Source organism: Streptomyces sp. NPDC051109 (assembly GCF_044455885.1).
Classification (GTDB): Bacteria; Actinomycetota; Actinomycetes; order Streptomycetales; family Streptomycetaceae; genus Streptomyces.
In genome coordinates this window covers 43195-54136 of the sequence record NZ_JBITFF010000019.1, presented here as the reverse complement: position 1 = coordinate 54136, position 10942 = coordinate 43195, and the positions used below count along the sequence as shown (strand labels likewise).

Sequence of the window (10942 nt, the reverse complement as noted above, 5' to 3'; positions counted from 1 at the left end):
GGAAGCACCCGGAGCACGCGAAGGGCCCCCGGCGCGGTGCCGGGGGCCCTTCGTGAAGCGGGTGGATCAGACGTTGAAGCCGAGCGCGCGCAGCTGCTCGCGACCGTCGTCCGTGATCTTGTCCGGGCCCCACGGCGGCATCCAGACCCAGTTGATCCGGAGCTCGTTCACGATGCCGTCCGTCGCCGACTTCGCCTGGTCCTCGATGACGTCCGTCAGCGGGCAGGCCGCCGAGGTCAGCGTCATGTCGAGGGTGGCGATGTTCGCGTCGTCGATGTGGATGCCGTAGATCAGGCCCAGGTTGACGACGTCGATGCCCAGCTCGGGGTCGACCACGTCGTAGAGGGCCTCGCGGACCTCCTCCTCGGTGGCGGGCTTGATCGACGCCTCGGGGGGCGTCGCGTTCTCGGTCATGCCGTCTTCCTCTCCGCGCCGTCGCCCAGTGCCTGGGCGGTCGCGTCCTTCCAGGCCATCCAGCTCAGCAGAGCACACTTCACGCGAGCCGGGTACTTGGAGACGCCGACGAACGCGACCGCGTCCTCCAGCACCTCCTCCATGGCCTCGTCGGGCTCGATCTTGCCCTTCGACTGCATCATCTCCAGGAACACGCCCTGGATCTTCTGCGCCTCGGCCAGCTCCTTGCCGACGAGCAGCTCGTTCAGCACGGACGCGCTGGCCTGGCTGATGGAGCAGCCCTGGCCCTCGTACGAGACGTCGGTGAGCGTCTCGCCGTCGTACTTCACGCGCAGCGTGATCTCGTCGCCGCACGTCGGGTTGACGTGGTGCACCTCGGCGTCGCCGTCGCGCAGGCCACGCCCGTGCGGGTGCTTGTAGTGGTCCAGGATCAGTTCCTGGTACATCGAATCCAGCTTCACTGCGTCGTCCTCGTCGCCCTCGTCAGCCGAAGAAGTTCCGTACGTGCTCCAGCCCGTCGATCAGCGCGTCGACATCGGCCGGAGAGGAGTACAGGTAGAAAGACGCCCGCGTGGTCGCGGGAATTCCGTAGCGCAGGCAGACCGGGCGCGCGCAGTGGTGTCCCACGCGGACCGCGATGCCCTGCTCGTCCAGGACCTGGCCGACGTCGTGGGGGTGGATGTCACCGAGCGTGAAGGAGATCGCGGCGCCGCGGTCCTCGGCCGTGGTGGGGCCGATGATCCGCAGGTCGGGGACCTCCAGGAGGCGCTTCACCGCGTACTCGGTGATCGCGTGCTCGTGCGCGGCGATCTTGTCCATGCCGATCGCGGTGAGGTAGTCCACGGCCGCGCCGAGGCCGACGGCCTGGGCGATCGGGGGCGTACCCGCCTCGAACTTGTGGGGCGCCGGGGCGTACGTCGAGGCGTGCATCGACACGGTCTCGATCATCTCGCCGCCGCCGAGGAACGGGGGCAGGTCCTCCAGGAGCTCCTGGCGGCCCCAGAGCACGCCGATGCCGGTCGGGCCGCACATCTTGTGGCCGGTGAAGGCCACGAAGTCGGCGCCGAGCGCCTGGACGTCCAGCGGCATGTGCGGAGCGGCCTGCGAGGCGTCGATCAGGACCAGCGCGCCGACCTCCTGCGCGCGCCGGACGATCGCCTCGACCGGGTTGATCGTGCCCATGATGTTGGAGACCAGCGTGAAGGAGACGATCTTCGTCTTCTCCGTGATGACCTCTTCGATGTTGGACAGGTCGAGCCGGCCGTCGTCGGTGAGGCCGAACCACTTCAGCTTCGCGCCGGTGCGCTGCGAGAGCAGCTGCCACGGGACGATGTTGGAGTGGTGCTCCATCTCCGTGATGGCGATCTCGGTCTCGCGGTCGACCCGGTAGGGCTCGTCCGCCCAGCCGAGCATGTTCGCGACCAGGTTGAGCGACTCCGAGGCGTTCTTGGTGAAGATCACCTCGTCGCGGCTCGGCGCGTTGATGAAGGCGGCGACCTTGTCGCGGGCGCCCTCGTACAGCGCCGTGGCCTCCTCGGCGAGCACGTGCACGCCGCGGTGGACGTTGGCGTTGTGCTGCTCGTAGTACTCGTTCAGCGCGTCGAGCACCTGGCGCGGCTTCTGCGAAGTCGCCGCGTTGTCCAGGTAAACGATCTTCTTCCCGTCGTGGACCACACGATCCAGAAGGGGGAAGTCCTTGCGGATCGCCTCGATGTCGAGGAGGCCAGGCAGCTGTGTCACGCGGTCGCGCCACCCTTCACGTACTTGTCGTAGCCCTCGGCCTCCAGCTGGTCCGCCAGCTCGGCGCCACCGGACTCGGCGATGCGGCCGTTCGCGAACACGTGCACGAAGTCGGGCTTGATGTAGCGCAGGATGCGCGTGTAGTGGGTGATCAGCAGGGTGCCGACCTCACCGGTCTCGCGGACGCGGTTGACGCCCTCGGAGACGATGCGCAGGGCGTCGACGTCGAGGCCGGAGTCGGTCTCGTCGAGGATCGCGATCTTCGGCTTGAGGAGCTCCAGCTGGAGGATCTCGTGGCGCTTCTTCTCACCGCCGGAGAAGCCCTCGTTGACGTTGCGCTCGGCGAAGGCCGGGTCCATCTGGAGCTGCTCCATCGCGGACTTGACCTCCTTCACCCAGGTGCGCAGCTTCGGGGCCTCGCCGCGGACGGCGGTGGCCGACGTGCGCAGGAAGTTGGAGACCGAGACGCCGGGGACCTCGACCGGGTACTGCATGGCGAGGAAGACGCCGGCGCGGGCGCGCTCGTCGACGGACATCTCCAGGACGTCTTCGCCGTCCAGGGTCACGGTGCCGCTGGTGATGGTGTACTTCGGGTGGCCGGCGAGCGAGTACGCCAGCGTGGACTTGCCGGAGCCGTTCGGACCCATGATGGCGTGCGTCTCGCCGGCCTTGACGGTGAGGTCGACACCCTTGAGGATCTCGCGGGCGCCGTTCTCGGCCTCGACGGAGACGTGCAGGTCGTGGATTTCAAGCGTTGCCATGGATACCTCAGGACTCCTGGGTGAGGGAGACGAGCACGTCGCCCCCTTCGATCTTTACGGGGTATACGGGAACCGGGCGGGTCGCGGGCAGACCGGAGGGCTTGCCGGTGCGCAGGTCGAAGGAGGACCCGTGCAGCCAGCACTCGATCATGCAGTCCTCGACCTCGCCCTCCGAGAGCGAGACGTTCGCGTGCGAGCAGATGTCGTTGATCGCGAACACCTCCCCCTCGGTGGAGACGATGGACACCGGCGTGCCGTCGAGTTCCACCCGCTTCGGGGTGTTCTCCTCCAGCTCGCTCAGCGCGCAGGCCTTCACGTAGGTCATCAGACGGACGCCTCAAGCTCGGTCTCGATCTTGGCGAGCAGGCGCTCCTCGATGTCCGGGACACCGATCTGCTGGACGAGCTCGGCGAAGAAGCCGCGCACGACCAGGCGCCGGGCCTCGTCGGCCGGGATTCCGCGGGCCTGGAGGTAGAAGAGCTGCTCGTCGTCGAAGCGGCCGGTCGCGGAGGCGTGGCCGGCGCCGACGATCTCGCCGGTCTCGATCTCCAGGTTCGGCACCGAGTCGACCCGCGCGCCGTCCGTCAGGACGAGGTTGCGGTTCATCTCGTAGGTGTCGGTGCCCTCGGCGCTCTTCTGGATGAGGACGTCGCCGATCCAGACGGCGTGGGCGCCCTCGCCCTGCAGCGCGCCCTTGTAGACCACGTGCGACTTGCAGTGCGGGGCGTCGTGCGTGACCAGGAGGCGGTGCTCCTGGTGCTGGTCGGCGTCCGTGAAGTACAGGCCGAGGAGCTCGGCCTCGCCGCCGGGGCCCGCGTAGCTGATCCGCGGGTGCAGGCGTACGACGTCGCCGCCGAAGGTGACCACGATCGACTTGAAGGTCGCGTCGCGGCCGACCAGCGTGTTGTGCTGGGAGCAGTGGACGGCGGTGTCGTCCCAGTCCTGCACGGAGACGACGGTGAGCTTGGCGCCGTCGCCGACGAGGAAGTCGACGTTGGCGGCGCGCACGCCGTCACCGGTGTGGTCGATGACGATGACGGCCTCGGCGAAGGCCTGGACGTCGAAGACGGTGTGCCCGAAGGTCGTGCCGCCCTCGCCGTGCAGCGAGACGCGCACCGGCTCGGTCAGGACGGCCTCCTTGGGCACGGTGACGACCGTGGCCTTGGCGAAGGACGTGAACGCCTGGGCGGCGATCCGGTCCACCGGGGTGCCGGCCTTGCCGATGCGCGCGTCGTCGCGCTCCACCGACTCGACGGTGACGCCCTCGGGCGCGTCGATCTGGGCCTTCATGGTGCCGTTGGCGACCGCGGTGCCGTCGTGCAGACCACGCAGGCGCGCCAGCGGGGTGAACCGCCACTCCTCCTCGCGGCCGTGGGGGACGGGGAAGTCCGCCACGTCGAAGGACGGGGGTGCGCTCATCCGGGTGGCGACGGTGGACTCGGCGGCCACCGCGATCGCGCCGGCGGTGGTCGAACCCGCCGGAATGTTCTGAGCCTCAGCCATGGCTGTCGTCTTGCTCGCTCTCGTGTCTACGTCTAAAGAATGTGCTGCGGGGAGGGCGGTCGGCCGGGACTAGCCGACCGAGCCCTCCATCTGCAGCTCGATCAGCCGGTTGAGCTCCAGCGCGTACTCCATGGGCAGCTCGCGCGCGATGGGCTCGACGAAGCCGCGCACGATCATGGCCATGGCCTCGAACTCCGTCAGACCGCGGCTCATCAGGTAGAAGAGCTGGTCCTCGGAGACCTTGGAGACCGTGGCCTCGTGGCCCATGGAGACGTCGTCCTCGCGGACGTCCACGTACGGGTACGTGTCCGACCGGGAGATCGTGTCGACCAGGAGCGCGTCGCAGAGCACGTTGGACTTGGAGCCGTGGGCGCCCTCGCCGATCTCGACCAGGCCGCGGTACGAGGTGCGGCCGCCGCCTCGCGCCACCGACTTGGAGACGATGTTCGAGGAGGTGTTCGGCGCCATGTGGACCATCTTGGAGCCGGCGTCCTGGTGCTGGCCCTCGCCCGCGAAGGCGATGGAGAGGGTCTCGCCCTTGGCGTGCTCGCCCATCAGGTAGACGGCCGGGTACTTCATGGTGACCTTGGAACCGATGTTGCCGTCGATCCACTCCATGGTCGCGCCCTCGTACGCCACGGCGCGCTTGGTGACCAGGTTGTAGACGTTGTTCGACCAGTTCTGGATCGTCGTGTAGCGGCAGCGGCCGCCCTTCTTCACGATGATCTCGACCACGGCGCTGTGCAGCGAGTCCGAGGAGTAGATCGGGGCGGTGCAGCCCTCGACGTAGTGGACGTACGCGTCCTCGTCGACGATGATCAGCGTCCGCTCGAACTGGCCCATGTTCTCCGTGTTGATGCGGAAGTAGGCCTGGAGCGGGATGTCGACCTTGACGCCCTTGGGCACGTAGATGAACGAGCCGCCCGACCACACGGCGGTGTTCAGCGACGCGAACTTGTTGTCGCCGACCGGGATGACCGTGCCGAAGTACTCCTGGAAGAGCTCCGGGTGCTCCTTGAGCGCGGTGTCCGTGTCGAGGAAGATGACGCCCTGCTCCTCCAGGTCCTCGCGGATCTGGTGGTAGACGACCTCGGACTCGTACTGGGCCGCGACACCGGCGACGAGGCGCTGCTTCTCCGCCTCCGGGATGCCGAGCTTGTCGTACGTGTTCTTGATGTCCTCGGGCAGGTCCTCCCACGAAGCGGCCTGCTTCTCGGTGGAGCGCACGAAGTACTTGATGTTGTTGAAGTCGATGCCCGAGAGGTCGGAGCCCCAGGTCGGCATGGGCTTCTTGTCGAAGAGCTTCAGGCCCTTGAGGCGGAGCTTCAGCATCCACTCGGGCTCGTTCTTCTTCGCCGAGATGTCCCGGACGACGTCCTCGGACAGGCCGCGCTTCGCAGCGGCGCCGGCCGCGTCGGAGTCGGCCCAGCCGTATTCGTAGGTGCCCAGGCCATCGAGCTCAGGGTGAGCAGTCTCCGTGGTCATGCGGGGTTCCTCCCGGCCGTACTTGCAGATGCTGATGTGTCGTTCTGGGTGGTGCCCGCGCCCCGCGGGATGAAGGTGGTGCACACCCCGTCGCCGTGGGCGATCGTGGCGAGGCGCTGCACGTGCGTCCCGAGCAGGCGGGAGAAGACCTCGGTCTCCGCCTCGCAGAGCTGCGGGAACTGCTCGGCGACATGGGCGACCGGGCAGTGGTGCTGGCAGAGCTGTTCACCGCTGTGCGGACCGGGAGCGCTCTTCGCCGTAGCAGCGTACCCGTCCGCGGTCAACGCCTTGGCAAGGGCCTCGGTGCGTTCCGCGGGGGCGGCGGCGTCCAGGCTTTCCCGGTAGGTCTCGGCCTGTGCGTCCATGCGCGCCCTGGCGAAGGCGGCGACGGCCGCCTCTCCCTGCTCGCCCCCGCCGGCGGCCTGCGCGATCCAGCGCAGTGCGTCGGCGGCGAGCGAGTCGTAGGACTGGTCGAACGCGTCGCGGCCGCAGTCGGTCAGCGCGAAGACCTTGGCGGGCCGGCCCCGGGTGCGCGCACCGTAGACGCGCTGCTCGCGGGGCTCGACCACGTCGTCGGCGACGAGCGTGTCGAGGTGGCGGCGGACGGCGGCCTGGGTGAGGCCGAGACGCGCTGCGAGGTCGGCGACGGTCGAGGGACCGTGGTCCAGGATGGAGCGCGCGACCCGGTTGCGGGTTGACCGCTCCCCGGTAGCGAGTTCCCCCTGGGGGGTCTCGATCATCCGTTCGCCGTATTTCACAACGCCATTGTTGCGTAATTAGTCGAGCCCCGACAAGCCGTGACGGACGCCACCCCTGGTGGCCTCTATCACTAAGGGTTACCTAATTTCTCTACGCAGAGTGAGGTGGACGGGATTACTCCGCATCCCTGCCGAGCCCCTCAGGTGCGCCGGTGCACCGCTCCCACCAGCGATCCCCCGACCCTCGGGGGCCCTGATGCGGCGCACACCGAGGGCGGAAAAGATCACCGAAACCGACTGGTCCATCCGGGCGGCGCACCCGGAAAAGTAATCGGCACGCACGTCCGAAAGCCCTCCACCCCGGGACCCGGGACCCCTTCTGCGGCTCCGTAGACTCACCCGCATGAGCAATGACCCCGCCGTGGAGATCCGCGGACTGGTGAAGCGGTACGGGCCCAAAACAGCGGTGGACGGTCTCGACCTCACCGTCCGCAAGGCCTCGGTCACCGCAGTCCTCGGCCCCAACGGCGCGGGCAAGACCACCACCGTGGAAACCTGCGAGGGCTACCGCCGCCCCGACGCCGGCACCGTCCGCGTCCTCGGCCTCGACCCGGTCGCCCAGGCCGAGGCACTGCGCCCGCGGATCGGCGTGATGCTCCAGTCCGGCGGGGTCTACTCCGGCGCCCGCGCCGTCGAGATGCTGCGCCACATGGCCAAGCTGTACGCCCGGCCGCTCGACGTGGACGCCTTGGTCGAGCGGCTCGGGCTGGGCGGCTGCGGCCGTACCGCCTACCGCCGCCTCTCCGGCGGCCAGCAGCAGCGCCTGGCCCTGGCCATGGCCGTGGTCGGCCGCCCCGAACTGGTCTTCCTGGACGAGCCGACCGCGGGGCTCGACCCGCAGGCCCGCCGCGCGACCTGGGACCTCGTACGGGAACTGCGCGCCGACGGGGTCAGCGTCATCCTCACCACCCACCACATGGACGAGGCCGAGCAGCTCGCGGACGAGGTCGCCATCGTCGACGCCGGCCGGGTCATCGCCCACGGCAGCCCCGAGCAGCTGTGCCGCGGCGGCGCCGAGAACACCCTGCGCTTCACCGGACGGCCCGCCCTCGACCTCGGCTCGCTGCTCAAGGCGCTGCCCGACGGCACCGAGGCCGCCGAGCTCACCGCGGGCGTCTACCGGGTCACCGGCGCGGTGGACCCGCAGCTGCTGGCCACCGTCGCCTCCTGGTGCGCCCAGCACGGGGTGATGCCGAACAGCCTCTCGGTGGAGCGGCACAGCCTCGAAGACGTGTTCCTGGAGCTGACCGGTAAGGAGCTGCGCGCATGAGCGCCGGTACGTTCACCCCCGCCCCGGGGGCCGCGCCCGTGTCCCGCATGATCCTGGCGCAGACCGCGCTGGAGACCCGGATGCTGCTGCGCAACGGGGAGCAGCTGCTGCTGACCGTGATCATCCCGGCGCTGCTGCTGGTGCTGTTCTCCGCCGTGGACATCGTGGACACGGACGCCGAGAACTCCGTGGACTTCCTCGCGCCCGGCATCCTGGCGCTGGCCGTGATGTCCACCGCCTTCACCGGCCAGGCCATCGCCACCGGCTTCGACCGCCGCTACGGGGTGCTCAAGCGGCTCGGCGCCTCGCCGCTGCCGCGCTGGGCGCTGATGACCGCCAAGACGCTGTCCGTCCTGGTCACCGAGGTGCTCCAGATCGCGCTGCTGACGGTGATCGCCCTCGCGCTGGGCTGGTCCCCGCACGGCGACCCGCTCGCGGTCGCCGCGCTCGTCCTGCTGGGCACCGCCGCCTTCTCCGGGCTCGGGCTGCTGATGGCGGGCACCCTCAAGGCCGAGGCCACGCTGGCCGCCGCCAACCTGGTGTTCCTGCTGCTGCTGGTCGGCGGCGGGGTGATCGTGCCGATGGAGAAGTTCCCCGGAGCCGTGCAGTCCGCCCTGGGGCTGCTGCCGATCTCGGCGTTGTCCGACGGCCTGCGCGAGGTGCTGTGGCACGGCGCCGGGCTGCCGTGGGGGGACCTGGCCGTGCTCGCCGCATGGGCCGTTCTCGGACTCGGCGCCGCCGCGAAGCTGTTCCGCTGGGAGTGAATCCCCTCCCCCGGACGTTGGCCTGGCAGGAGGATGGGCGCCGCCCCGAGGGGGCGGTGCACACCAGGACGCCGGGGGGCGGACATGGCGCAGCGGGAAGACGTTCTACGGCTGGACGCGCAATGGGCACGGATCCGGTCGGGGGCCGCACGGGCGGCGCCGGCCGAGGCCGAGGCGCTGCTGACGGAGCTGATCGGCGCGCTGCGCGAGCCGGCGCGGACCGATCCGGAGTGCGCGGCGCGGCTCGGTCTGCGCCTGGGCGACCTGGCGGCCCGCCGGTTCGCCGGCGGTGACCGGGCCGGTGCCCTCTCGGCCGTGGAGGAGGGGCTGCGTCATGCGCAGCAGGCAGCCGGGTACGCCCCCGAGTACGCCCGCTGGTACGCCCGGGGCATGATCAACCAGGGTGTCTGGCTGTCCTGGCCGCTGAGCGACGAGGCGCGGCTGCCGCGCTACCCGCTGGGCCCGCGGGCCGAGTCCGTCCCGAGCGCGATGGAGCGGGCGGCGGGCGAGCGCGCCCTGGACCTGACCCGGGCGGCGGTCGAGGTGTGGGCGGGCCTGGACCAGCAGGATCCGGTCAACCGGCGCGGTCTCGCGCAGGCCAAGGTGTTCCTCGGGGACCGTCTCGCCGAGCTGGGCTCCGCCGAGGAGGCGGTGGCCTGGGCGGTGGACGCGGAGGGCGGTTTCCGCCAACTGCTGCTCGCGGCCCCCGGTGCGGAAGAGGCCCAGGAGGCGGAGGAGGCCCTCGACCACATCGGCCGCCAGCTCGAACTGCGGCTGCGCTTCCTGTCCTTCGACTCCCTGGTGAGCCTGCGCGCGCAGGGCCTGCTCCCCGAACCCCTGCTGCCCCAGGCCGTGGTGGCGGCCCGGATCCAGGGCGTGGCCGAGCCCGAGATCGCCGCCCGGCTGCACCTCGGCGCCGAACAGGTGCGCACGATGCTGGAGGTCACGCCCTGGCTCGCGGTGTGGCGCTTCGAGGTGCGCGGTCCTGACGGCGTGTGGAACGTACAGGAGCATCCCTGGCACAGCGGAACAGAAGTGAGGAACAGGACAGCAGAGGATATAGGGAACGAATTAATACGCGCGTTCGCGGCGTCCGCCGACTACCCCGGCGACGGCGTCCCTTGGCGCGTCCGCGTCTGGTGGCACGAGGAAGGGGACCCCGCGGGAGCCCGGTTCCACAGGGCGGTCGCGCCCGACTCGGCGCCGGGCGGAGCTGCGGGCACCCCCTCGTGAAAGTTTGCACAAGGCTCCGCGTACGATAAGGGCCGTGTTGACCCCTCTCGCTTACCTCGCCAACCGCTGGACCCCGTCCCCCCGCATCGTCCGGCGGGCCGCCCTCGCCGCGCTCGTCATGAGCGTGCTCATCGTCGTCACCGGCGGCGCGGTACGGCTGACCGGCTCCGGTCTCGGCTGCGACACCTGGCCCAAGTGCACGGACGACAGCCTGATCGTGACCCAGGAGCAGGGCTTCCACGGGGCCATCGAGTTCGGCAACCGCATGCTGACGTACGTGCTCTGCGCGGCCGTTGGCTGGTGCATCGTCGCGGCCCGCTCGGCCAAGCCGTGGCGCCGGTCGCTGACGAGGCTCGGCTGGCTCCAGTTCCTCATCGTGATGGGCAACGCGGTCCTCGGCGGCATCACCGTCCTGACGGGGCTCAACCCGTACAGCGTGGCCGGGCACTTCCTGCTCGCCACCTCGCTGATCACGGTCACCACGGTCACCTGGCAGCGCACCCGCGAGGGCGACACCGCTCCCCGGCCGCGCGTCCCCGGGCCGGTGCGCAAGCTCTCCTGGGCCCTGATCGCGACCACCCTGGTGCTGATCGCCGCGGGCACCGTGGTCACCGGTTCCGGTCCGCACGCGGGCGACCGCAGCGAGATCAAGCGGATGCCGTTCGACTGGGCGGCCATCGCCCACGTCCACGCGGTCTCCGCCTGGGTGGTGTGCGCGCTCGCCGTGGCCATGTGGCTGGTGCTGCGGGTGGTCGACGCTCCGATCGACACCCGGGCCCGCGCCCGCGACCTGCTGATCGTGCTGCTCGCGCAGGGCGGCATCGGCTACGTCCAGTACTTCACCCACGTGCCCGAGGCCCTGGTCGCCGCCCACATGCTCGGCTCCTGCCTGGTGTGGATCGCCGTGCTCCGCGTGGCGCTCGGCCTCCGCGAGCGGCCCGCGACCCAGGCGGAGATCCCGGCGCAGGCCGACCCGCAGCTCTCCTCCGTCTGAGCCGGCGCGGCCCCGCCGCC

Annotated in this window: 12 protein-coding genes; 4 read left to right on the top strand and 8 right to left on the bottom strand. The window is 70.2% G+C overall.

Features of this window, described 5'->3' with window-relative positions; genetic code table 11:
• Positions 1-66: 66 nt before the first annotated feature.
• The 8 genes from ACIBAD_RS28635 to ACIBAD_RS28600 form a co-directional block, all read right to left on the bottom strand.
• Entirely contained in the window at positions 67-414 is a 348-nt protein-coding gene (locus ACIBAD_RS28635; RefSeq protein ID WP_053688648.1) for a metal-sulfur cluster assembly factor, read from the bottom strand.
• A complete protein-coding gene (gene sufU / locus ACIBAD_RS28630) occupies positions 411-875 on the bottom strand; it encodes a Fe-S cluster assembly sulfur transfer protein SufU (protein ID WP_030858995.1) in 465 nt (154 codons plus the stop codon). The genes ACIBAD_RS28635 and sufU overlap by 4 nt, the downstream gene beginning before the upstream one ends.
• 22 nt (positions 876-897) lie before the next feature.
• Positions 898-2154 carry a cysteine desulfurase gene (locus ACIBAD_RS28625; RefSeq protein WP_030858993.1) on the bottom strand — a complete coding sequence of 419 codons (1257 nt, stop codon included), beginning with the start codon at positions 2152-2154 and terminating at the stop codon, positions 898-900.
• A complete protein-coding gene (gene sufC, locus ACIBAD_RS28620) occupies positions 2151-2915 on the bottom strand; it encodes a Fe-S cluster assembly ATPase SufC (protein WP_134074937.1) in 765 nt (254 codons plus the stop codon). Before sufC ends, ACIBAD_RS28625 begins: the two co-directional genes overlap by 4 nt.
• Positions 2916-2922: 7 nt before the next feature.
• Positions 2923-3240 (bottom strand): bifunctional 3-phenylpropionate/cinnamic acid dioxygenase ferredoxin subunit, encoded by a 318-nt coding sequence (locus ACIBAD_RS28615; protein ID WP_030858990.1) that lies wholly within the window; start codon positions 3238-3240, stop codon positions 2923-2925.
• Positions 3240-4418 (bottom strand): Fe-S cluster assembly protein SufD, encoded by a 1179-nt coding sequence (sufD, locus tag ACIBAD_RS28610; protein ID WP_134074938.1) that lies wholly within the window; start codon positions 4416-4418, stop codon positions 3240-3242. The genes ACIBAD_RS28615 and sufD overlap by 1 nt, the downstream gene beginning before the upstream one ends.
• Before the next feature lie 69 nt (positions 4419-4487).
• Positions 4488-5903 carry a Fe-S cluster assembly protein SufB gene (gene sufB / locus ACIBAD_RS28605; RefSeq protein ID WP_134074939.1) on the bottom strand — a complete coding sequence of 472 codons (1416 nt, stop codon included), beginning with the start codon at positions 5901-5903 and terminating at the stop codon, positions 4488-4490.
• Positions 5900-6643 carry a metalloregulator ArsR/SmtB family transcription factor gene (locus ACIBAD_RS28600; protein WP_030160379.1) on the bottom strand — a complete coding sequence of 248 codons (744 nt, stop codon included), beginning with the start codon at positions 6641-6643 and terminating at the stop codon, positions 5900-5902. The genes sufB and ACIBAD_RS28600 overlap by 4 nt, the downstream gene beginning before the upstream one ends.
• A gap of 361 nt (positions 6644-7004) precedes the next feature.
• Between ACIBAD_RS28600 and ACIBAD_RS28595 the strand changes: the two genes are divergently transcribed.
• The 4 genes from ACIBAD_RS28595 (at position 7005) to ACIBAD_RS28580 (ending at position 10922) form a co-directional block, all read left to right on the top strand.
• Positions 7005-7931 carry an ABC transporter ATP-binding protein gene (locus tag ACIBAD_RS28595; protein WP_134074940.1) on the top strand — a complete coding sequence of 309 codons (927 nt, stop codon included), beginning with the start codon at positions 7005-7007 and terminating at the stop codon, positions 7929-7931.
• On the top strand, positions 7928-8695 hold the full coding sequence (locus tag ACIBAD_RS28590) for an ABC transporter permease (RefSeq protein ID WP_134074941.1): 768 nt from the start codon (positions 7928-7930) through the stop codon (positions 8693-8695). The genes ACIBAD_RS28595 and ACIBAD_RS28590 overlap by 4 nt, the downstream gene beginning before the upstream one ends.
• A gap of 84 nt (positions 8696-8779) precedes the next feature.
• Positions 8780-9928: a hypothetical protein gene (locus ACIBAD_RS28585; protein ID WP_166682151.1), complete on the top strand. Its 1149-nt coding sequence runs from the start codon at positions 8780-8782 to the stop codon at positions 9926-9928.
• Positions 9929-9953: 25 nt separating this feature from the next.
• Entirely contained in the window at positions 9954-10922 is a 969-nt protein-coding gene (locus tag ACIBAD_RS28580; RefSeq protein WP_134075766.1) for a COX15/CtaA family protein, read from the top strand.
• Positions 10923-10942 lie beyond the last annotated feature (20 nt).

Excerpts from the sequence above, each read along its gene's own strand:
- ACIBAD_RS28635 (WP_053688648.1), bottom strand. The coding sequence starts at position 414 with ATGACCGAGAACGCGACGCCCCCCGAGGCGTCGATCAAGCCCGCCACC.
- sufC (WP_134074937.1), bottom strand. The coding sequence starts at position 2,915 with ATGGCAACGCTTGAAATCCACGACCTGCACGTCTCCGTCGAGGCCGAG.
- ACIBAD_RS28615 (WP_030858990.1), bottom strand. The coding sequence starts at position 3,240 with ATGACCTACGTGAAGGCCTGCGCGCTGAGCGAGCTGGAGGAGAACACC.
- sufD (WP_134074938.1), bottom strand. The coding sequence starts at position 4,418 with ATGGCTGAGGCTCAGAACATTCCGGCGGGTTCGACCACCGCCGGCGCG.
- sufB (WP_134074939.1), bottom strand. The coding sequence starts at position 5,903 with ATGACCACGGAGACTGCTCACCCTGAGCTCGATGGCCTGGGCACCTAC.
- ACIBAD_RS28600 (WP_030160379.1), bottom strand. The coding sequence starts at position 6,643 with ATGATCGAGACCCCCCAGGGGGAACTCGCTACCGGGGAGCGGTCAACC.
- ACIBAD_RS28595 (WP_134074940.1), top strand. The coding sequence starts at position 7,005 with ATGAGCAATGACCCCGCCGTGGAGATCCGCGGACTGGTGAAGCGGTAC.
- ACIBAD_RS28590 (WP_134074941.1), top strand. The coding sequence starts at position 7,928 with ATGAGCGCCGGTACGTTCACCCCCGCCCCGGGGGCCGCGCCCGTGTCC.
- ACIBAD_RS28585 (WP_166682151.1), top strand. The coding sequence starts at position 8,780 with ATGGCGCAGCGGGAAGACGTTCTACGGCTGGACGCGCAATGGGCACGG.